General features: G+C 65.0%; 17 protein-coding genes. 4 read left to right on the top strand and 13 right to left on the bottom strand.

Annotated features, from left to right (window positions below; genetic code table 11):
* Window position 1 precedes the first annotated feature (1 nt).
* The 7 genes from CEJ42_RS12905 to CEJ42_RS12875 all read right to left on the bottom strand — a co-directional run bounded on the left by CEJ42_RS12905 (window position 2) and on the right by CEJ42_RS12875 (window position 9,443).
* Entirely contained in the window at window positions 2-973 is a 972-nt protein-coding gene (locus CEJ42_RS12905; protein WP_088751334.1) for a thymidylate synthase, read from the bottom strand.
* Window positions 974-1,223: 250 nt separating this feature from the next.
* The gene (kce, locus tag CEJ42_RS12900; protein WP_088751333.1) at window positions 1,224-2,156 is read right to left on the bottom strand and encodes a 3,5-dioxohexanoate:acetyl-CoA acetone transferase; all 933 of its coding nucleotides are present in this window, start codon (window positions 2,154-2,156) and stop codon (window positions 1,224-1,226) included.
* A 577-nt stretch (window positions 2,157-2,733) separates the two neighbouring features.
* A complete protein-coding gene (locus CEJ42_RS12895) occupies window positions 2,734-3,666 on the bottom strand; it encodes a 3-hydroxyacyl-CoA dehydrogenase (protein WP_079218745.1) in 933 nt (310 codons plus the stop codon).
* A gap of 13 nt (window positions 3,667-3,679) precedes the next feature.
* Window positions 3,680-4,465, bottom strand: a complete 786-nt coding sequence (locus tag CEJ42_RS12890) for an SDR family oxidoreductase (protein WP_088751332.1) — start codon at window positions 4,463-4,465, stop codon at window positions 3,680-3,682.
* 35 nt (window positions 4,466-4,500) lie between these two features.
* Window positions 4,501-7,023 carry a branched-chain amino acid ABC transporter ATP-binding protein/permease gene (locus tag CEJ42_RS12885; protein ID WP_088751331.1) on the bottom strand — a complete coding sequence of 841 codons (2,523 nt, stop codon included), beginning with the start codon at window positions 7,021-7,023 and terminating at the stop codon, window positions 4,501-4,503.
* 10 nt (window positions 7,024-7,033) lie between these two features.
* Window positions 7,034-7,909 carry a branched-chain amino acid ABC transporter permease gene (locus CEJ42_RS12880; RefSeq protein ID WP_088751330.1) on the bottom strand — a complete coding sequence of 292 codons (876 nt, stop codon included), beginning with the start codon at window positions 7,907-7,909 and terminating at the stop codon, window positions 7,034-7,036.
* Between the two features lie 259 nt (window positions 7,910-8,168).
* Complete coding sequence (locus CEJ42_RS12875; protein ID WP_079218762.1) at window positions 8,169-9,443, bottom strand: ABC transporter substrate-binding protein; 1,275 nt, start codon at window positions 9,441-9,443, stop codon at window positions 8,169-8,171.
* A 499-nt stretch (window positions 9,444-9,942) separates the two neighbouring features.
* Here CEJ42_RS12875 and CEJ42_RS12870 point away from each other — a divergent pair, with 499 nt between their 5' ends.
* Complete coding sequence (locus CEJ42_RS12870; protein WP_088751329.1) at window positions 9,943-10,647, top strand: GntR family transcriptional regulator; 705 nt, start codon at window positions 9,943-9,945, stop codon at window positions 10,645-10,647.
* A 148-nt stretch (window positions 10,648-10,795) separates the two neighbouring features.
* Here the strand turns inward: CEJ42_RS12870 and CEJ42_RS12865 are convergent, their stop codons facing one another.
* The 3 genes from CEJ42_RS12865 to CEJ42_RS12855 all read right to left on the bottom strand — a co-directional run bounded on the left by CEJ42_RS12865 (window position 10,796) and on the right by CEJ42_RS12855 (window position 12,807).
* Window positions 10,796-11,104: a hypothetical protein gene (locus CEJ42_RS12865; RefSeq protein ID WP_079219358.1), complete on the bottom strand. Its 309-nt coding sequence runs from the start codon at window positions 11,102-11,104 to the stop codon at window positions 10,796-10,798.
* Window positions 11,105-11,334: 230 nt separating this feature from the next.
* Window positions 11,335-12,057 carry a hypothetical protein gene (locus CEJ42_RS12860; protein ID WP_088751328.1) on the bottom strand — a complete coding sequence of 241 codons (723 nt, stop codon included), beginning with the start codon at window positions 12,055-12,057 and terminating at the stop codon, window positions 11,335-11,337.
* A gap of 90 nt (window positions 12,058-12,147) precedes the next feature.
* Window positions 12,148-12,807: a tetratricopeptide repeat protein gene (locus CEJ42_RS12855; protein WP_088751327.1), complete on the bottom strand. Its 660-nt coding sequence runs from the start codon at window positions 12,805-12,807 to the stop codon at window positions 12,148-12,150.
* Window positions 12,808-13,006: 199 nt separating this feature from the next.
* Here CEJ42_RS12855 and CEJ42_RS12850 point away from each other — a divergent pair, with 199 nt between their 5' ends.
* Complete coding sequence (locus CEJ42_RS12850) at window positions 13,007-13,648, top strand: DedA family protein (RefSeq protein WP_079218764.1); 642 nt, start codon at window positions 13,007-13,009, stop codon at window positions 13,646-13,648.
* A 74-nt stretch (window positions 13,649-13,722) separates the two neighbouring features.
* Here CEJ42_RS12850 and CEJ42_RS12845 read toward each other — a convergent pair whose 3' ends face one another.
* A complete protein-coding gene (locus CEJ42_RS12845) occupies window positions 13,723-14,841 on the bottom strand; it encodes an NADH:flavin oxidoreductase/NADH oxidase (protein ID WP_088751326.1) in 1,119 nt (372 codons plus the stop codon).
* Between the two features lie 173 nt (window positions 14,842-15,014).
* The gene (locus CEJ42_RS12840) at window positions 15,015-16,835 is read right to left on the bottom strand and encodes an ABC transporter transmembrane domain-containing protein (protein ID WP_088751325.1); all 1,821 of its coding nucleotides are present in this window, start codon (window positions 16,833-16,835) and stop codon (window positions 15,015-15,017) included.
* 359 nt (window positions 16,836-17,194) lie between these two features.
* Here CEJ42_RS12840 and egtD point away from each other — a divergent pair, with 359 nt between their 5' ends.
* Entirely contained in the window at window positions 17,195-18,169 is a 975-nt protein-coding gene (gene egtD / locus CEJ42_RS12835) for an L-histidine N(alpha)-methyltransferase (protein ID WP_420840762.1), read from the top strand.
* A gap of 55 nt (window positions 18,170-18,224) precedes the next feature.
* A complete protein-coding gene (gene egtB / locus CEJ42_RS12830; RefSeq protein WP_243397857.1) occupies window positions 18,225-19,562 on the top strand; it encodes an ergothioneine biosynthesis protein EgtB in 1,338 nt (445 codons plus the stop codon).
* Between the two features lie 101 nt (window positions 19,563-19,663).
* Here the strand turns inward: egtB and leuA are convergent, their stop codons facing one another.
* Window positions 19,664-21,367 carry a 2-isopropylmalate synthase gene (gene leuA / locus CEJ42_RS12825; protein WP_079218768.1) on the bottom strand — a complete coding sequence of 568 codons (1,704 nt, stop codon included), beginning with the start codon at window positions 21,365-21,367 and terminating at the stop codon, window positions 19,664-19,666.
* Window positions 21,368-21,747 lie beyond the last annotated feature (380 nt).

Here is a 21,747-nt window from a genome sequence, read left to right as displayed (position 1 = left end):
GTCAGACCGCCATCGGCGCGGTCAGCGGGGCGTGGTGCTGGTAGTTTTCCAGCATGAAGTCGCCCGGCTCGACCTGTTCCAGCCATTGCGGCTCGTACTTGCCGGTCACGGCGAAGTCGGGCACGCGGTCGGCGATGACCAGCTGCGGCGCGGCATAGGGCTCGCGCTTGAGCTGCTCGGTCACCATCTCGATGTGGTTCTCGTAGATGTGGGCGTCGCCGACGAAATAGGTGAACCAGCGCGGCTTGTAGCCGGTGAGGCGGCCGACCAGGTGCAGCAGCGCCGCGCCTTCGGCCAGGTTGAACGGCGTGCCCAGGCCGATGTCGTTGCTGCGCACGTAAAGGCAGAGCGAGATTTCCCTGGTCGCCTGGTTGGGCAGGAACTGATAAAGCAAATGGCACGCCGGCAAGGCGACTTCGTCCAGCACGGCGCAATTCCAGCCGTGGAACAGGATGCGGCGGCTGGCCGGATTGTTGATGATGGTGTCCAGGCATTCGCGCAGCTGATCCACCGCCTTGTACAGCAGTACCTTGTCCTGGCCGTTGTCGGTCAGCGCGGAGACGACGCTGAAGCCCTTGCGTTGCGCGGCTTCAATCCGGTCGGTCTTGCCGGCGTCGATCACCTTGTAGGCGGGCCACTCGCGCCACTGCACGCCGTACACCGGACCGAGGTCGTCGGTGCCTGCGCGGAAGGGGTTGGCCAGCCATTCGGCGTTTTCATTGGCATTCTGGTCCCAGACCTTGCAGCCCAGTTCGCGGAAGGTCGCCGCGCTGCGGGTGGCGCGCAGGAAACCCACCAGCTCGCCCACCACCGACTTGAACGCCAGGCGCTTGGTCGTGACGGCCGGGAAGCCCTTTTGCAGGTCGAAGCGCATCATCGCGCCCGGCACGGAAAGGGTGCGGATGCCGGTGCGGTTCTCTTGCCAGCTGCCGTTGTCGAGTACGTCTTGGATCAGGTCTTGGTATTGTTTCATCGGGGTCTGGTGCAAAGGCCGGCCCGGCGCGGCAAATGCGCGGCGCGGTTCGGCGGCTCAATCGGATGGGGGAGATTGTAGCCTATTGCCGGCGCCCGGACCGGGCGGCGGGACATGTTGCCGCCTTGATAAATCCTGCGGGAAACTTTCTCGCGCAGGAGATGGCCCACAAAGAAAAAGCCGGGGCGCGGTGGTCCGCGCTCCGGCTTTTTATGTCGCTGGTCGTGCTGCCGTTTCTGCCGCTGTTGCCTCAGAACGCGACGTTGTTGCCGCCCTTGAGCTTGAGCATTTCGCGCGCGTCGTCCGGCGTGGCCACTTCCAGCGACAGCGCCTCGATCACGGTGCGGATGCGCTTGACCTGGTCGGCATTGCTTTTCGCCAGCTGGCCCGGGCCGTCCCACAGCGAATCTTCCAGGCCGACGCGGGTGTGGCCGCCCATCGCCGCCGACATGGTGGCGATCGGGATCTGGCCGCGGCCGGCGCCCAGCACCGACCAGAAGTAGTCGTCGCCAAAGAGGCGGTCAGCGGTGCGCTTCATGTGCATGACGTCTTCCATGTCGTTGCCGATGCCGCCGCGCAGGCCGAACACCGACTGGATCAGGAACGGCGGCTTGATCAGGCCGCGGTCGATGAAGTGGGCCGCGGTGTAGAGGTGGCCGATGTCGTAGCACTCGATCTCGAAGCGGGTCTGGTTGGCGCTGCAGGATTCGAGGATGTAGGCGATGTCCTTGAAGGTGTTGCGGAAGATGCGGTCGTCGGATTCGGCCAGGTAGGGCTTTTCCCAGTCGTACTTGAAGTCCTTGAAGCGGCCCAGCATTTCATACAGGCCGAAGTTCATCGAGCCCATGTTCAGGGAGGCGACTTCCGGTTTCAGTTGCAGCGCCGGTTGCAGGCGTTCTTCCACGCCCATGGTGGGGGCGCCGCCGGTGGTCAGGTTGATGACGACGTTGGACTTGGCCTTGATGCCGGGCAGGAATTTGCGGAACTCGGCCGGGTCTTGCGTCGGCTTGCCGTTTTGCGGGTCGCGCGCGTGCAGGTGGACGATGGCGGCGCCGGCTTCGGCCGCGCCCAGTGCGGCGTCGCGGATTTCGTCGGGGGTCACCGGGAGGTAGGGCGACATCGACGGGGTGTGGATGGCGCCGGTGACGGCGCAGGTGATGATGACTTTGCGGGGTTTGGCCATGGTGTGCTCCTTTGGGTGTTTGTTGTGTTGATGGTTTTGTGTTTGGTGTTGCTTGTCTGGTGGTGTTCTTTTCTTTTAAGTCTGGTCTTGCTGCGTGCCGGTGTACTGGCTCTGGGCTTATCTTTCTCCGGTCGAAGCGGAGCGCCGGGAGCGGCCCGGCAGCCGCTCACTTTCTTTGCTCCGCCAAAGAAAGTAAGCAAAGAAAGGCGGCCCCTAAGTGCCAGCCCCTTCGGGGTTCCCGCCGGAGCGCGGTAAAAAATGGGCAGGGCAGAGTCGCTTCGCTCCGGCTGCCCCGCTGATCCATTTTTTACCGCGCTCCGGCGGCTGGCCCACAAGGGGACAGCGTATCCGGCTCGCCTTCGGCATCGCGCTGTGTCTTGCTCGCCTTCGGCTTCGCTGTGCTTGCTGCTTGCTGCTTGCCTGCGTGCTTGCCTGCGGCTTCGATGCGTCGGCTCGGCATCTCTTTTAATCCGTCGTCCCCGCGAAAGCGGGGACCCAGCGACGTTCGCTGCACTTCGCTGAAGATCGATCAGCGCTACCAGCTTATTTGCGTCGTTCTCGCAGCCATCTCCGTAGCTTACGTCGGCTGCTTGCGCTTGTGCGCCACCAGACCCATCAGGCGGTTGTCGCGCCAGCGCGCACGCTCGCCCAGGGCGCCGGCGCCGAGGACGGCGCGTCTCTCCTTTTCGATGGCGGCCAGCGTCTCGGCCTTCCATTCGTTGGGCGGCTGCGTCTTGGCGACGTCGCGGTAGGTATGGCCGTAGCGCTTGGCGTAGTCCAGCACGCCTTCGGGCGCGTTCAGGTCGATGGTCTCGAACGGCCCCATGAAGGACCAGCGCAGGCCCAGCCCGTCCTTCAGCACCTTGTCCAGATCTTCGGAGGAAGCATAGCCGTTTTCATAGAGATTCAACGCCTCGTTCAACACCGCACCCTGGATGCGGTTGAGCAGGAAGCCGGTGATTTCCTTTTTCAGCAGCACCGGCGACTGGCCGGCGCGGGTGTAGATGTCGCGCGCGCGTTCGACCGTCGCCTTCGAGGTCCAGGGCGCCGGCGCCAGTTCCACCAGCGGGACGAGGTAGGGCGGGTTGACCGGGTGCGCCACCAGGATGCGCTCGCGGCCGGGCAGGTGTTCGGTGAATTCGGAGGTGGGGATCCACGAGGTGGAACTGGTGAGGATGGTGCCCGGTGCGGCCAGGCGGTCCATCTCGGCGAAGATCTCGCGCTTGACCTCGACCGTCTCCTTCACGTTCTCCTGCACCAGCGCGGCGTCCTTCAAGGCCTCGGCCAGGCTGGCGGCGGGCTTGATGCGCTCCAGCACCACCTCCACGCTTTCCGCGATCAGGCCATGCCGGGCCAGGTCGCCGACGTTCTCGCGCAGCAGCTGCTGGCATGACTGCAGCGCCTGCGGCACGGCGTCCCAGATGGCGACCTTGAAGCCGGCGCGCGCGAACACGATGGCCCAGGCGCGGCCGATCAGGCCGGCGCCGACGACTGCGATCTTTTCGCTCATGATGAAAGGCTCCTCAGCTCAGGGTTTCGACGTTGCCGCACACCGACAGGCTGCGCCCGCTGATGGACGCGCCGGCCGGCGAGCAGATGAAGATGATCTGGTTGGCGATGTCTTCCGCGGTGACCATCTGACGCATCGATACCTTGGAGAGCACGCGCTCGCGCATCTCTTCATGGTCGATGCCGTAGGAGGCGGCCTTGGCCGCGATCACGCGCTCCTGGCGCGCACCGGCTACCACGCCCGGCAGCACCGCATTGACGCGGATGTTGTCCGGGCCCAGCTCGATGGCCCAGCTTTCGGTCAGGCCGATGATGCCGTACTTGGAGGCCGAGTACGGCGTGCGCTGGGCGAAGCCGAGGCGGCCTGCCACCGACGAGATGTTGACCACCGAGCCGCCGCCGTTCTTCTTCAACATCGGCACCGCGCGGCGCGCGCACAGGAAGGGGCCGGTCAGGTTGACGGCGATGGTCTGGTCCCAGGCCGGCAGGTCGACGTCTTCCACGCGCGCGGTGGGGCCGGCGATGCCGGCGTTGTTGACCAGCACGTCGAGCCGGCCGTCCCACTTTTTGGACAGCTCGGCGAACATGGCGTCGACCTGTTTTTCATCGGTGACGTCGGTGTGGCTGTAGCTCACCGGCGCGTTGTTGAACTGTTCGCGCGCGGCGTTGAGGAACTCGTCGCTGACGTCGCAGATGTGCACCTGCGCGCCGGCCTCGACGAAGGCGGCGGTGATGGCCAAGCCGATGCCTTGCGCGCCGGCGGTGACGATGACTTTCTTGTCCTTGAGGTTCAGATCCATGATGCGTGTTTCCTTGTTACGGTAGGGGGAGGTGGTTACAGCCAGAGAATCTTCTTGCGATAGGCCAGGTCGGTCAGCAGCGGCTCGGCCGGGCCGGTGTGGAACACGGCGCCGCGTTCCAGCGCGAACACGCGGTCGGCCAGCGCCAGCACCAGGTCGAGGTTGTGTTCGACGATGACGATGGAGACTTCGCTGCGCAGCTGGTCGAAGACGGTGAAGAGCTCCTGCACCACGGCCGGCGCCAGGCCCTCGAAGGGCTCGTCCAGCAACAGCAGCCTGACGTTGCCCGACAGCGCGCGCGCCACCGCCACCATCTGCTGCTCGCCGCCGGAGAGGAAGTCGGCGTGGGTGTGCAGGCGCTCCTTCAGGCGCGGGAAGTACTGCAGGATCTTCTCTTCGCTCCAGGCCACGCCATCACTGTTGTCCGTCTTGCGGGCCAGGCGTCCCAGCGCCAGGTTCTCGGCCACCGTCATGCCGGCGAACAGGCCGCGGCCCTGCGGCACGTAGCCGATGCCCAGGCGCGCGATGTCGGGCGCGGAGAGGCCGGCGATGTCGCGGCCGTTGTAGCGGATCGAGCCCGAGGCCGGTTTCAGCAGGCCGGTCAGCGCCTTGAGCAGCGTCGACTTGCCCGCGCCGTTGCGACCCAGCAGCGCCACGATCTCGCCTTGGCGCACTTCCAGCGTGGCGTCGTTAAGGATGTGGCTCTTGCCGTAGAAGGCGTTGACCTGTTCGAAGGCCAGCAGCTGCGGGCGTTCCTGTGCGTCGCCGGCGACGCGGCCGGTGACCGGCGGCGTGCCGTGGCCGGTGTAGATCTCTTGTACGCGGGTGTCGGCGCGGGCCTCGTCGGGCGTGCCGGCCATCAGCACGCTGCCCTGGTTCATCACCGTCACCTTTTGCGAGAAGCCCAGCACGCGGTCGATATCGTGCTCCACGATCAGCACCGGGATGTTGGAGGCGATGATCTTCACCAGCCGCGACACGCGTTCGCGCTCGGCCGCGGCCAGGCCCGCCAGCGGCTCGTCCATCAGCAGCACGTGCGGCTTGGAGCCCAGCGCGATGCCCAGGTCGACCAGGCGCTGGCCGCCGTAGGAGAGCGCGCCGCCTTCGATCTCGTCGATGCCTTTCAGGCCCAGGAAGCGCATCAGCTCCTCGGTCTCGGCGTGGATCTCGGGGTAGCTGTCGATGTCCTTCCACATGTTGTAGCGCGAGGCGTGGCGCGCCTGCAGCGACAGCCGCAGGTTCTCGTAGATCGTCAGGCCCTTGAACAGGTTGGTGATCTGGAACGAGCGCGCCAGGCCGCGCTGGCAGATCTGGCTGGGCGGCAGGCCCTGGATCTCTTCGCCGTTCAGTTTCACGGTGCCGCCATGGGGCGCGAACATCCCCGAGATCAGGTTGAAGGTGGTGGTCTTGCCGGCGCCGTTGGGGCCGATCAGCGCGTGGATCTCGCCGGCGTGCAGCGCGATCTGGGCGTTCTTCACGGCCTGGATGCCGCCGAAGCGGATTTCGATGTCACTGGCTTCCAGCACCAGCCCCTGTTGCGCCGGCGGTTGCAGGAAGGCCGGCAGCGGCAGGCCGTCGACGATCTGGCGCGCGCTCATGGCCGCGCCCACTTCCGGCGGCGGGTTGAAGCGGCGGCGGATCTGCTGCCAGATGCCGACCAGCCCGGTGGGCGAGAACAGGATGAAGGCGACGAAGGCCAGGCCGAACCACAGCAGCCAGTTCTCGGTCCAGATCGACAGGCATTCGCGGAACAGGATGTAGAACAGCGCCCCCAGCGCCGGGCCGAGGAAGCTGCGCATGCCGCCGATCACCACCATCGCCAGCAGCTCGCCGGAGAACGCCACCGAGGTCGGTTCGGCCGAAGCGAAGCGGTGATGGAAAGCCAGCAGCGCGCCGGCCAGCCCGGTGACGCTGGCCGAGATGACGAACATCTGCAGCTTGTAGACGATGGTGGCGTAGCCCTGGAAACGGGCGCGCTGCTCGTTCTCGCGGATGGCCACGATGGTGTGGCCGAAGGGCGAGCGGATGATCCGGTGCAGCACGTACAGCACCAGCCAGGCGATCACGCTGACGAAGACCAGGTAGGGAATCGACTGGTCCAGATCGATACCGGCCAGGGCCGGGCGCACCACGCCGCCCAGTCCCGATTCACCGCCGGTGAAGTCGGTCCAGCGGAAGGCGATGGCGAAGGTCAGGGCGGAGAGCGCCAGCGTCAGCAGCGAGAAGTAGACGCCGCGCCGGCGCAGGATCAGAAAGCCGATCACCATGGCGCACAGCGCGATGAAGACGATGGTAAACAGCAGCGGCAGCACGATCTGGCCCGGGAACCAGTACTTCTGCGACAGCGCCGCGGCGTAGGCGCCCACGCCGAACCAGGCGCCGTGGCCGAAAGAAGTCAGGCCTGTGTAGCCCACCAGCAGGTTCAGGCCCATCGCCGCGATCGCATAGATCACCACATCGGTGGCCGAGGTGGTGGTCAGTCCCAGCAGCTGCAGCAGGAAGGGCGTGACGGCCAGCGCGACGGCGGCGATAGCCAGGGGTTGATGTTTTTTGTTCATGATCCGCCTGTCATTCAAAACGTTCGATGCGCTCGCCCAGCAGGCCGCGCGGACGGAAGATCAGTACCAGCAGCATCAGCAGGTACATCGAGGCTTCGCCGGCCGGCGCGTAGAACTGGATGGTGATGCCGCGCACCACGCCCACCAGTACCGCCGCGGCCATCACGCCCCAGAAGCTGCCCAGGCCGCCGATCACCACCACCACGAAGGCGGCGGTCATGATTTCCGCGCCCATGGCCGGATGCACGCCCGAGATCGGCGCAAACAGCACGCCGGCCAGCGCCGCCAGGCCCACGCCCAGCATCACGATGGCGGTCATGTAGGGCTGCAGCTTGATGCCCAGCACGGCGACCATGTCGGGCTTCTGCACCCCGGCGCGCACCACGCGCCCGAACGAGGTCTTGTTCAGCAGCAGCCAGATCAGCGTGAGCGCCGCCAGCACGGTGGCCAGCATCAGCAAACGGTACTTGGAGTACATGAAGTCGCCCACCATGATCTGGCCCTTGAAGGCCGGCGGGATCGAGGCCGGCAGCGGCGAAGCGCCCCAGACGATGCGGATCAGCTGCTCGGCCACCATCGACAGGCCGAAGGTCAGGAGCAGGCCGAGGATGGGATCGGCCGAGTAGAAACGGCGCAGCAGGAAGCGTTCGAACAGGATGCCGATCAGGGCCACCACGATCGGCGAGATGAACACCGCGCCGGTGAAGCCCAGGTGTTTGGTGATCTCCACGGCCAGGTAGGCGCCGATCGCGTAGAAGGCGCCGTGCGCCAGGTTGACGATGCCGCCCAGGCTGAAGATCAGCGACAGGCCCAGCGCGATCAGCAGGTAATAGCCGCCGACCAGCAGGCCGTTGAGTATTTGTTCCAGCAGGAAAACGATTTGCATTGGTGCTCCGCAAAGGGGCGTCGTTGCAGCGCGATGGCCGCTGAACGACGCTGAGTCCTGACTTTCGTCCGGACGACGCAGGGGAGGCAGCGCGTTCCTCCGTGCGGTCGATTCGATTCATCCGAACAGATGCCGCCGTAAGGCTGGAAAAGCGTCGCCAGCGCCAAGGCCGGTGCGGGAAGCGCGGCCGTACGTGAGCACTAAATGTACGGCCGGCATCGCAGCGCCGGGATTGGCGCGCGCAGCAGCTTTGCCCGCCTTACGTGAACTTGCAGGCGTTTTCCTGCATGGTCGGCGCGATCGACTCCAGCGAGCCGCCCGGGCCGGGCACGGCCGCGCCCAGCTTCAGGAAATCCCACTGGTCCTTGGCCTGGCCCTTGGGTTTGGGCGAGAGCGTGTACATCTCCTGCAGCAGCTGGTGGTCCCAGGCGCGGTAGACGCCCTTGCGCGCCTTGAGCACGTCGACCTCGGCGCCTTTTTCGAAGTACTCGATCAGCTTCATCGTATCCAGCGACTTGGTCTCGGTGATCGCCTGCACGATGGAACGGAAGGCCACGTATTCGCCCCAGGCCTGGTTCTCGGGCGGCTTGCCGTATTTCTTGGTGAAGGCGGCGACGAAGGCCTTGGCCGACGGCGCATCCACATCGTGGTGCCAGGTGGTGGGCCAGGTGCCGGCGAAGTTGTCGGCGCCCGCGCCCCAGGCGGCCACGGTGTCGAAGCCGAAACCCGACATCGGGAAGGGCAGGCCGAACTCGGAGTACTGCTTGATGAAGTTGGTGATCTGGTTGCCGGCCAGGTTCGAGATCACCAGGTCCGGCTTGGCCTGGCGGATCTTCAGCAGGTAGGGGCTGAAGTCGGTGGCGTCGGTGGGCACCAGCTCGTCGTTGGTGATGGCGCCGCCGTTGGCCGAGACGAATACCTTGGCGGTGCGCAGCAGGTCATGGCCGAAGGCGTAGTCGGCGGTCAGCGCGTACAGTTTCTTGCCCTTGATCAGGCCGTTTTGCAGCAGCTGCTGGCCGCAGGCCTTCACATAGGTCGAGTTGGCCGCCTCGATGTGGAACATGAACTTGTTGCAGCTCTTGCCGCGTAGCTCGTCGGAGTTGCAGCCGGTGTTCATGAAGATCTTCTTGTTGCGCTGCGCGACCTGGGCGATGCCCAATGCCGAGGCCGACGAGATCTCGCCGATCAGCACCGCGGCGCCGTCGCGCTCCAGCAGGCGCTGGGCCTTGCTGGATGCAGTGGGCGGGTTGACCGAGTCTTCCGAGATCAGCGTGAGCTGGCGGCCCAGCAGGCCGCCGGCCTTGTTTTGTTCTTCCACCGCGAGGTTGATGCTCATCACCGCGTATTCGCCCATCGGGCCGAGGAAGCCGGTGCGCGGGGTCAGGTGGCCGATGATGATCTTGTCCGACTGGGCCCGCACGATCGCCGGGAAGCCCAGCGCCGAAGCGCCGGCCGCGGCGGCGCCGGCCTTCAGGATGCTGCGGCGGCGCGGCGAGGCGACGTCGTTCAGATCATTGCTCTTGTCTTGCTCCATGGTGCGATCCTCCTTAATGTCCGGCCGAAGCCGGTGTCTCGTGGGAACTGCTTTTTTTGAGCACTACATACGGCCGGACTGGCGCCGGCTTGTTGCGGCAGCAGGGTGGAACGACCGAGGCGGCCGTTCGCGCGCATCGTGGCGGGCAGGGAAGATGCGCCGATGCCGGCCGCGCGTATCGCGAGGCTGCTGTCGACGTGCGAAAAGAAATATCTCCTGGGGCCGTCACCGCCGCGGCGCAGATGTTGGGTGAAAACCGCATCCTGCCGCACCGATCCGTTTTTTATTCTGCTGATGTCATTTATTTGACATGTGATCAAATGTATTCGATAGAATTTAAGGCGTCAACCGGCTTCGCCAACCGGTGTGGCGCCGGCCGAAGCCGGCCATTGCGGGGCGTTGCGGGCCGCAAGCCGCTTCGGTTCTGGCTTGCAGGCCGGCCCGGCCCAGCGCCGCCGTACCCGGCGGTATAATCCGCGAAAATTTTTCACGCATCATCATGGATCAGACCTTAATCGCCGACCTTTCCAACATGCGCAAGATCCAGCACGCCACGCTGTCGGAGCGGGTGTACCAGGATTTGTGCGAACTGATCCAGGCCGGCCAGGTGCGCCCGGGCCAGAAGCTCACGCTCAAGGGGCTGTCCGACGCGCTGGGCACCAGCCCGATGCCGGTGCGCGAGGCGGTGCGCCAGCTGGCCGCCGAGGGCGCGCTGGAGATCCTGCCCAACCGCGCCATGCGGGTACCGCTGATGACCAAGGACAAGTTCCGCGAACTGCTCAAGATCCGGCTGGCGCTGGAGGGGCTGGCGGTGGAGCATGCGGCGGCCAACATCGGCCGCGAGGGCCTGAAGGAAGTGGCCGACCTGCACGACAGCCTGTGCGTGGAGATGAACCGCAAGAAGCCTAATGTCGACGTCATCATCCGCCTGAACAAGGAGCTGCATTTCGCCGCCTACCAGGGTTCGGGCATGCCGACGCTGGTGGACCTGATCTCCGGCCTGTGGCTGCAGGTGGGGCCGGTGATCAACCTCGACCTGCGCGCCGGCTCGCGCCGGTTGTCGGAGGCGCCGGCGCTGTTCCACCATGGCGTGCTGCTGAAGGGCTTGCAGGAAGGTTCGCCGGAAAAGGCGCGCGAAGGCCTCTCCGGCGATCTCTTGAGCGCCGCGCAGATGATCCTGGCGGGGGACGGTCTGCCCGATTGAAGCGGGCGGGGTGGGGTTCCGGTCCGGTCGGTGCTGCCTGGGCGCACGCGTCCTGAACCGAATTCAGAAGCGGGGCGTGGCGGCTGGCGGGACGAGGGCGCGGAGCGTCGCCGGTCCTTCCTGTCGATGCGGCATCAGTTGGCGATCCTCAGTTGCGGTTGTCGAGGTCGTAGGTGGCGCGCAGCATGGCCTTGCGGCGTTCCACTTCGCGTTCGCGCAGCGCGCGCTGGCGGTCGCGCCCCTGGTGGCCGCGCATGCTCCAGCCGAAGGCCAGCAGCACGGCCGACAGCGGCAGCAGCGCCACGGCGGCGGCCAGCATGTCCATGTTCGCGCGCTGCAGGATCTCGCGCAGGGTGCCCGAAAATACGCAGGCCAGGACGGTTATGCCGATCGCCGCGCCGGTCAGCGGCAGGGCGTCGAGGGTCTTGTCCAGCATCGTCATCAGTTTGCTTTTCATGGTCAGCTCCATTGACAGTTCCGAGTTCTGAAGAGAAGAAAGGGCGAACATAGGCTCGCCGCCAGGGCGGTATCGGCTGGCCGCCGTCGTTCACCGCTTGCATCAGATATCGGACTGTCGGGTAAAACCTTGCGCGATTTTCTCGTAAAGATCGGTAAGTTTGGGTAGGGATGTGTTCAGGTTTCTTCTTTACCTGGAACGCTGCGATTTTGCCCGGGCCATCTGCGCGATCAGCTTCCCTGCTTGCCCAAAAGGCGCCGGAATGTTTCCATCCAGGCCGTGCCGGGCAAATAGGTCGCCTGCTGCTTCAGATCTGCAATTTCCTTGTCGGACAGCGTAGCCAACGGCGTGAGTACCGTCTTGTGTGAAACGCGGAGTCGCGGTTCGCCGAACTTTGGTATGCCGAGCGCCATGGGATCGCTCCTGACGCTCCCGAGTCGTTCTTGGCCGATCAGTTCGCCGGTTTTTCCATCGTAGATTCCGATCGATGCATAGAAGCGCAGATTGGAATTGGACATCCCCTGGCCATATAGTCCCAGCCCATTCCTGTTGGCAGGATCAGAAGAGACCAGCGCAATGGCATCAAGCTTCAAGCGCGCCGCGGTCGTCTGGATCAACTCTTTTCGTCCTTGCAGCACATGAAAATCGGCGCGTTGTTCGCCGAGCAGGATCACTTCGATGGAAGACATTTGCTTCAATGCTTTTTGCGCCTGCGCCTCGTAGACGTCATCCAGCTTCCAGTCACGAATATCCAGGGATTCCGACTCGTTGTTGAACACTGTCAGGCCTATGTATTGGCGATAAAAGGTGCCGCCGGCGGTGGAGATGACGCCGATCTTCCTGATCTGGGAAACTTGCGCCGGATTCAGGGAATTGTTGGTGGCACAACCGCCAAGCAGGCCGAGCAGGCAGACGAGCACGCAAAGGAGAAACTTGTTCAGGGTTGGAAACATGAGAGATTTCATCGGTTTGTCAGAGGGGTTGGAATTGCGCTGCGAGGACATGCAGCATGCCGGCATCGGGCCGTCCATGCCATTGTTTATCTACTTATTGACGGTTTGAGGAGACCAGGCGTTGCCCTCCTGCTCGCATGCGCTTGCACGGCCGCCCAGCAGCTTCAGTATTTGCGGTTTTGCCTGGCGCACATGCATCGCCAGGTTGCCGTTGTTTGCTGAAAAGCGCTCAGCACGCATGGTCCACACGCAAGCCTGATACAAGTCAGGAGCGCCTACCTGGCCAGCGCCGTACATGTTGGCCAGATTCCACATTGCTTCTCCCCAGCCAAGGTCTGCCGACTGGAGGTAGAGGTCGAATGCCATTTTTCGGTTTTGCTCGGTGCCCAGACCGAGATCGTGCAAATACGCCAGGTTATTCAAGGCCAGAGCATTCTTTTTAGCGGCGGCTTTCTCGAACCAGAGCCTGGCGCCCTGGTAGTTCTTTTCCTCCTGGTAGATGCTCCCCAGACTGTTTTGAGCTTCGACGTTGCCTTGCTCGGCAGATTTGGAGTACCACATCTTTGCGGTGTCGATCTCGCGTGGAACGCCGCGCCCGGAATCGTAGGCAAGGCCCAATTTGAACTGGGCATCGGCATTGCCCGCCTGCGCTTCGGCCAATAAGTCGTCTATGGGCCCCGCGTGTATCAGCGAGCACCACGACAATAAAAGAATGCCGGCAGCAAGCCGCTTGTGTTTTGGTGTTTGCACGACGTTACCCCCAGCCTGTGCAAGGCTTTAATAGTTGGTGTTGTTGGTAAATGCAAATGACGGCGGAGAAGATCATACATTCTATTGAATGCGATCTCATCCGTTGCGAAGCATTGCGTAACTCCCGGAGTGTGACGCGGTTTGTGAGCCGCGCGGTCGCAAGTTGCTACAATGCCCCTTTCTTTTTCAAGCGGGCACTATGGATATCCTTCTGTTCCTTGTCGATTTCATCGTTCACATCGATCGCCACCTGGCCGAGCTGGCCGCGTCCTACGGCCCCTGGCTGTTCCTGATCCTGTTCCTGATCATCTTTTGCGAGACCGGCCTGGTGGTCACACCGATCCTGCCCGGCGACTCGCTGCTGTTCGTGACCGGCGCGCTGGCCGCCACCGGCGCGTATGACGTCCACCTGATGGTGCTGACCTTGATCGTGGCCGCCATCCTGGGCGATAGCACCAATTATCAGATCGGCAAGATGCTGGGGATCAAGGTGTTCGACAAGCCGGACTCGCGCATCTTCAAGAAGGAATATTTGGACAAGACCCATGCCTTCTTCGAGAAGCACGGCGGCAAGGCCATCATCATCGCCCGCTTCGCGCCCATCGTGCGCACCTTCGCCCCCTTCGTCGCCGGCGTGGGCGCGATGACCTATCCCAAGTTCTTCTTCTACAACGTGGTCGGCGGCATCGCCTGGGTGACGAGCTTCTCCTATGCCGGCTACTTCTTCGGCAACCTGCCCATCGTCAAGAAGAACCTGAGTCTTCTTATCGTGGCGATCGTGATCCTGTCGATCCTGCCGGGCATCATCGAGTACTTCCGCCAGAAGCGCCGACCCGGCTGATCCGGCGGGCGCAGATACGGATGTGACCAATAAAAAAGCCACCGCATGCGGTGGCTTTTTTTACGCGATGACGCTCAGTCGAGCTCGGCGCCGTAGTCCACATCCGGACGCAGCGGCGTCTTGCTCGACGCGGCGCGCACGTATTGCGCCGGCCAGGCGATGTTCTCGCGCAGCTGGTCGGCGGCATGCAGCGGCCAGTACGGGTCGCGCAGCAGTTCGCGCGCCAGCAGCACCAGGTCGGCCTGGCCGGTGCGCAGCACGTGCTCGGCCTGGATGGCGTCGGTGATCATGCCCACCGTGCCGGTGGCGATACCGGCCTCGGCCTTCACGCGCGCGGCGAACTCGGTCTGGTAGCCGGGGCCGGTCGGGATCGCCGCGGTGGGCAGGTTGCCGCCGCTGGAGACGTCGACCAGGTCCACGCCCAGCTCACGCAGTTTGGCCGACAGCTTCACGGTCTCGTCCGGCGTCCAGCCGCCCTCGGTCCAGTCGGTGGCAGACAGGCGCACGAACAGCGGCAGTTCTTGCGGCCACACCGCGCGCACCGCGGCGGTCACTTCCAGCAGGAAGCGGATGCGGTTCTCGAAGGAGCCGCCGTACTGGTCGGTGCGCTTGTTGCTGAAGGGGGAGAGGAATTCATGGCCCAGGTAGCCGTGCGCGCCGTGCACTTCGACCACCTTGAAGCCGGCCTGCAGCGCGCGCCTGGCGGCGTCGGCGAAGGCCTGCACCAGGCCTTTGATCTCGTCCGCGGTCAGCGCATGCGGCTCGGTGTAAGTGGTGTCGAACGCCAGGGCCGAGGGCGCCACCGGCAGCCAGCCGCCTTCGGCCACCGGCACGCTGCCGGGCGTGCCGTCCCAGGGACGCAGCGCGCTGGCCTTGCGGCCGGCGTGGGCCAACTGCACGCCGGGCACCGAGCCCTGCTGCTCGATGAAGCGGGTGATGCGGCGCAGCGGCTCGATGTGTTCGTCCTTCCAGATGCCGAGGTCGGCGGCGGTGATGCGGCCTTCCGGCACCACGGCGGTGGCTTCCATGATCACCAGGCCGGCGCCGCCGGTGGCGCGGCTGCCCAGGTGGACCAGGTGCCAGTCGTTGACGAAGCCGTCCTGCGCCGAGTATTGGCACATCGGCGACACGGCGATGCGGTTGGGAAGGGTGACGCCGCGCAGCGTCAGCGGCGAAAAGAGTTGGCTGCTCATCGGAATACTCCTGTTGTAGCGTTTGTTGTTTTGGCTGGTCGGGGCAATTGCAGCAGGCAGTCTATTGGATTTTGGAAAATCGCGTCGGCCCCACCCCTCCTGCGCCGGCAGCCTTCGCCGGCACCCGGCGGCCGGGACGCGCGGGCCTGCCCTCGGTGGTGGGGCGGCCCGGCTTATTCCACGTTGAACTGCAACGCCGCCAGGCTGGCATACAAGCCGTCCTGCGCAATCAGCTCGGCGTGGGTGCCGGTCTCGACGATGCGGCCATGCTCCAGCACGATGATGCGGTCGGCGCTTTGCACGGTCGCCAGGCGGTGCGCGATGACCAGCGTGGTGCGGCCGACCATGGCCGCCTCCAGCGCCGACTGCACCAGCCGTTCGGACTCGGCATCCAGCGCGCTGGTGGCCTCGTCCAGCAACAGCAGCGGCGGGTTCTTCAGCAACGCGCGGGCAATCGCGATGCGCTGGCGCTGGCCGCCGGACAGGCGCACGCCGCGCTCGCCGAGGAAGCAGCCGTAGCCCTCCGGCAGGCGCTCGATGAACTCGTGGGCGGCGGCCATCTGGGCCGCGGCGATGACCTCGGCGTCGCTGGCGCCGGGGCGGCCGAAGCGGATGTTTTCCATCGCGTTGGCCGAGAAGATCACGGTGTCCTGCGGCACGATGCCGATGGCGCCGCGCAGGTCCTGCAGCGTCAGGAAGCGGATGTCGACGCCGTCCAGCCGGATCGCTCCGGCCTGCGGATCGTAGAAGCGCAGCAGCAGCTGGAACAGCGTGGTCTTGCCGGCGCCGGACGGCCCGACCACGGCCACCGTCTCGCCGGGCTTGACCTGCAGCGACAGCTGCGAGAGCGAATGGCTGCCGGGGCGGGAAGGATAGTGGAAGTCGACGCCGGCGATGTCCAGCGCGGCGCCGTTGGCGGTGCGCTGCGGCAGCTTCTCCGGCAGCAGCACCGACTGCACCGGCGACCTGGCCGCCAGCAGGTCGAGCAGGCGTTCGGTGGCGCCGGCGGCGCGCTGGGTGTCGCCCATCACTTCCGACAGGGCGCCCAGCGAGCCCGCCACCAGCGAGGCATAGAGGATGAACTGGCCGAGCTCGCCGCCGCTCATGCTGCCTTGCATGACCGCATGCGCGCCCAGCCACAGCACGAACACGATGGCGCCGAACACCAGCAGGATGGCGGCGACCGTCAGGAGGGAGCGCGCCCGGATGCGTTCCATCGCGGTCTCGAAGGCGCGCTCGACCGAGCCGCCGAAGCGCTTGGCTTCGATCTCTTCATGGGTGAAGGCCTGCACGGTCGGCATGGCGTTGAGGATCTCGCCGGCCATCGCCGACGCATCGGCCACGCGGTCCTGCGAGGCGCGCGAGAGCTTGCGCACGCGGCGGCCGTAGAACACGATGGGCAGCACCACCGCGCCCAGCATGACGATGATGATGGAGGTGAGCTTGGCGCTGGTGATGAACAGCATCGCCATGCCGCCGGCGAACAGCAGCGCGTTGCGCAGCGCCATCGAGATGCTGGTGCCGACCAGGGTCTGGATCAGCGTGGTGTCGGTGGTCAGCCGGGAAAGCACTTCGCCGGTCTTGGTGGTTTCGAAGAACTCCGGGCTTTGCAGCACCACGTGCGCATACACCGCGCGGCGCAGGTCGGCGGTGACGCGCTCGCCCAGCCACGACACCATGTAGAAGCGCAGCGCGGTGGCCACGCCCAGCACGCAGGCCACCCCGAACAGGGCGATGAAATACAGGTTGATGTGGGCCGCGCTCTTGCTGCCCGCCGCGCCGAAACCGAGGTCGATCATCTGCTTGAACGCGTAGGGCACGGCCAGCGTGGCGCCGGCGGCCACGATCAGGGCCAGGCCGGCCAGCAGGAACTGCTTTTTGTAGGGCGCAAGGAAAGGCGCCAGCCCGCGCAGCGTGGCCAGGGTGCTTTTTCTTGCGGTGGGGGAAGAGGCGTTAGCCGTGGCGGTTGTGGATGAGCTTGGCGTGGATGGCATATTGGGCTGGTGTTGTCGTGGCGGCAATGCGGATGACCTGCCGGTCTGGTCCACAGTGCTGCCACCGGGAAAATCTTATTGCTGCGTTGAACCACCGCGGTGCGCTTAAGTCGGAAGCTTCATAAGTATATGCAGGCTGCTCATAAGCCGCTTTCCGGCCAAACGGCTTGGTTGGTGTCGATTTGGCGCCGGCAGAGTGTAGCGCAGAGTTTCCCGCCGCACATTGCTTGCGCGTAAAGCCCTGCTACATTGGCTGGACAGCCTGGATCCGGCGGCATTTGCAGTGCGTCGCCCCCGATCGTCGTACCCGAGTTACCCGATTGCAACGCAAACGCAGCATCAACGGCAAGGAGACCAGCTTGGCCCAACTCGCTCGCTTGATCCAACGGCCCTGGCAGCAGACTCCCGAAGACTGGGAGATCCGCGCAGAAATCGAGGCCGCACTGACGGCGCAGGACGCCGCCATTTCCCCGAAGTATCTTTACGACCCGCTGGGCAGCAAGCTGTTCGAGGCCATCTGCGAGTTGCCCGAATACTATCCCACCCGCACCGAGGCGGCGATCTTCGCTGAACACGCGGCCGATATCGCGCAGGCCGCCGGCACCGGCGTCACGCTGATCGACCTGGGCGCCGGCAATTGCGCCAAGGCGGCGGGATTGTTCCCCGAGCTCAAGCCGCGCCAGTACGTCCCGATCGACATCTCGGCGGATTTTCTGCACCAGGCCGTCGATGGCCTGCGCCAACAATTCCCGGACATCCCGATGCATGAGGTGGCGATGGATTTCTCCGCCTCGCTGGAGCTGCCCGCCACCGTCAGCCGCGAGCGGCGGCTGTTCTTCTATCCCGGCTCCTCGCTGGGCAATTTCGATCCGCAGCAGGCGCGCGCCTTCCTGCGCCGCATGCGCCATGCGCTGCAGATCGGCGAGGCCGGCGGCGTGCTGCTGGGCCTGGACCTGGTCAAGGACGCGCGCGTGCTGGACGCCGCCTATGACGACGAACTGGGCGTGACCGCGGCTTTCAACCTGAACATGCTCAAGCACGTGAACCGGCTGATCGGCGCCGATTTCAACCCGCGCGACTGGCGCCATATCGGTTTCTACAACGCTGCGCACCAGCGGGTGGAGATGCACCTGGAGGCTTGCCGCGACCTGATCGTGCGCTGGGAGGGCGGGCGCCGCACCTTCCGCCAGGGCGAGCGCATCCATACCGAGAACAGCCACAAGTTCACGCCGCAGGACATCCTCGATCTGCTCGAGGAATCCGGTTTCGGCGATGTGCGGATGTGGTTCGACCCGCAGCGCTGGTTCGCGGTCTGCCATGCCCGCGCGCGCTGACGCAAGACGATGACTGCAATATCACCGCAATATGACTGCAATGACGAGACCAGCCATGCGCACTGACGGCGCCATTGTCGAAGCCACCGCGGATGCGGCCATGAGCGCCGCCATCGATGCCGTGATCGACGCCGCGATCCAGGAGGTCAACCATCGCCCGCGCGACCGCATGGGCGATCGCTTCCGGCGCGTGCGGCGCCAGTCGCAGGCGATCGCCGAGCCGCTGTCGGCGGAGGATTGCTGCGTGCAGTCCATGCCCGACGCCAGCCCGATCAAGTGGCATCTGGCGCACACGACGTGGTTCTTCGAGACCTTCATCCTGGAGCGTTTCGAGAGCGGCTTCCAGGCGTTCCATCCGCAATTCAGGGTGCTGTACAACTCCTACTATGAAGGCGTGGGCGAGAAGTTTCCGCGGCCGCAGCGCGGCCTGCTGACGCGCCCTTCGCTGGAAGAAGTGCAGGCCTATCGCGCCGACGTCGACCATCGCATGCTGCTGCTGATCGACGCGATGGAAGCGGGCGCGCATGCCGGCGGCCCACAGGAGCGCCTGCGTGCCCAGCTGGCCGATTTCCTCGCGCTGCTGGAGCTGGGTTTGCAGCATGAGCAGCAGCACCAGGAGCTGATGCTGACCGACGTCAAGCATCTGCTGTCGATCAATCCGCTCAGGCCGGCCTACCAGGATCTGCCCGAAGCGCTGGTGGGCGGCGACCCGGCCGAGCTGCCGCTGCAATGGCACCGCATCGAGGCGGGCGTGGTGGAAGTGGGGCATGCCGGCGAGGGCTTCTGTTTCGACAACGAGACGCCGCGCCACCGGCAGTTCGTCGAGGCCTACCATTGCGCGTCGCGGCTGGTGAACAACGACGAGTATCGCGCCTTCGTCGAGGACGGCGGTTATCTGGATCCGGCCTTGTGGCTGTCGGAGGGCTGGGAGTGGCGCAAGCAGCTGGCGCTGGAACACCCCATCTACTGGCAGCGCGACGCGTCCGGACACTGGAGCGAATTCACCGAATACGGCCTGCAGGAGCTGCAGCCGCACCGCGCCGCGGTTCACCTTTCCTACTACGAGGCCGATGCCTACGCCCGCTGGGCCGGTGCGCGGCTGCTGACCGAGGCCGAATGGGAGCATGCCGCGGGGAAGATGCAGGGCAGCGGTCGCGAGTTCTTCGGCGTGGCCTGGCAATGGACCAGCAGCAGCTACGCGCCGTATCCGGGCTATAGCGCGCCGCAGGGCGCGGTGGGCGAGTACAACGGCAAGTTCATGGTGAACCAGTATGTGTTGCGCGGTTCTTCCTCGGCCACGCCGCTGAACCATGCGCGGCTGACGTATCGGAACTTCTTCCCGGCGTATGCGCGCTGGCAGGTGACGGGCATACGGCTGGCCCGTGGTGGCTGACGACGACGCCGCGCATTTTCGCCGGGCAAAGAAAAACGCCGACCTGTAGGTCGGCGTTTTTTTCAGGAGCAGCCGCCGGGATCACCGGCGGTATTCCATGATCAGGCGGCCTTGGCGCGCGCGGAACCGCTTTGGTTGGCGCTCTCGCTGATGGCGATCTGGCGGTTCACCGCCGACAGCACGGCCCTGAAGGACGCGGTCACGATGTTGGCGTCGATGCCCACGCCGAAGCCGGTCGGCGCTTCGTTCAGGCGCAGCTCGATGTAGCTGGCCGCCTTGGCGTCGGCGCCGGCGCCGATGGCGTGCTCATGGAAGTCCATCAGCTTGATGTCCAGGCCCAGCGCATGCACGAAGGCGTCGATCGGGCCGTTGCCGCTGCCGCGCACGGTGACCGGCTGGCCGTTGCGCACGATATCGACTTCGATGTTGATCGACTCCGCCTTGGACGAATCTTCCGACATGCGGTGCGCGCGGTAGACGTAGGGCTCGCTGCGGTCCAGGTACTCGCTCTTGAAGATGGAGTAGATGTCGGCGGCGTTGATTTCCTTGCCGGTGGCGTCGGCCTCGCGCTGGATCGCGCGCGAGAACTCGATCTGCAGGCGGCGCGGCATGGCCAGGCCGTATTCCTGCTCCATCAGGTAAGCCATGCCGCCCTTGCCGGACTGGCTGTTGACGCGGATCACGGCGTCGTAGCTGCGGCCCAGGTCGGCCGGGTCGATCGGCAGGTAGGGCACTTCCCAGATGGCGTCGGCCTGCTGCTTGGCGAAGCCCTTCTTGATCGCATCCTGGTGCGAGCCGGAGAAGGCGGTGAAGACCAGGTCGCCGACGTACGGGTGGCGCGGGTGGACCGGGATCTGGTTGCATTCTTCGACCACCTGGCGCACCACGTCGATGTCGGAGAAGTCCAGGCCCGGGTTCACGCCCTGGGTGTACAGGTTCAGCGCCAGCGTGACCAGGTCGACGTTGCCGGTGCGCTCGCCGTTGCCGAACAGGCAGCCTTCGACGCGGTCGGCGCCGGCCATCACGGCCAGCTCGGCCGAAGCGATCGCGGTGCCGCGGTCATTGTGCGGGTGCACCGAGATGATGGCGGAGTCGCGATGCTTCAGGTTGCGACACATCCATTCGATCTGGTCGGCGTAGACGTTGGGGGTGCTGCACTCGACGGTGGAGGGCAGGTTCAGGATGATCTTGCGCTCGGGCGTGGCGCCCCAGGTTTCGCAGACGGCGTCGCAAATGTCCTTGGAGAAGTCCAGCTCGGTGGTGCTGAAGGATTCCGGCGAGTACTCGAAGCGCCAGTCGGTGCCCGGGCGCGCGTCGGTCAGTTCCTTGACCAGCCTGGTGCCGGTGACGGCGATGTTCTTGATCTCGTCGCGTGACATGTTGAAGACGATCTTGCGGAAGGCCGGCGCCACCGAGTTGTACAGGTGGACGATGGCCTGCTTGGCGCCTTCCAGCGATTCGACGGTGCGGCGGATCAGCTCTTCGCGCGACTGGGTCAGCACGATGATGGTGACGTCGTCGGGGATGCGGTTCTCGGTGATCAGCTTGCGCACGAAGTCGAAGTCGGTCTGCGAGGCGGAGGGGAAGCCGACTTCGATCTCTTTCAGGCCGGTCTTCAGCAGCAGTTCGAAGAAGCGCAGCTTGCGCTCGGCGTTCATCGGTTCGATCAGGGCCTGGTTGCCGTCGCGCAGGTCGGTGCTCATCCAGATCGGCGGGGTGTCGATGACCTTGGACGGCCAGGTGCGGTCAGGCAGGTCGATGGCGGGGAAGGCGCGGTATTTGGCGGAAGGATTGCTTAACATCATGATGGACCTCTTAGTCTCTGGATTCGGAAATACTGGAAAACGGTGTCAGATGTGGCGGATCGGGTTGCCTGGCTGCCACTCACGCATGGCCAGGCAACCCGTCATAGAGCCAGAAGCAGAATCTCCGTGCGCGAGCGGGCGCGTTCCCCTGGGTGGGCGTGCTGCGTGCGGGTTGTGACCGGCTTCGAATGCATGATCGCTTCGCTTGTCTGTGCGGCGGCGTTCAGATGACGCGGCGCTGCGGATTGGTACTGCCAGGGTACTGCGGATTGATTTTGTGTGCCGGTGCGCGTGGACTCAGCGAACTTCGGCAGGAACAGCAGGATTAGCGCGAGGCTAGTAGTAGCGACACTGGTAGCAACGCTAGCAGGGCGCCGGCG

This window comes from Herbaspirillum robiniae (genome assembly GCF_002213415.1).
GTDB classification, from domain to species: Bacteria; Pseudomonadota; Gammaproteobacteria; order Burkholderiales; family Burkholderiaceae_D; genus Herbaspirillum; species Herbaspirillum robiniae.
This window is presented reverse-complemented; position numbering and strand designations above follow the sequence as displayed.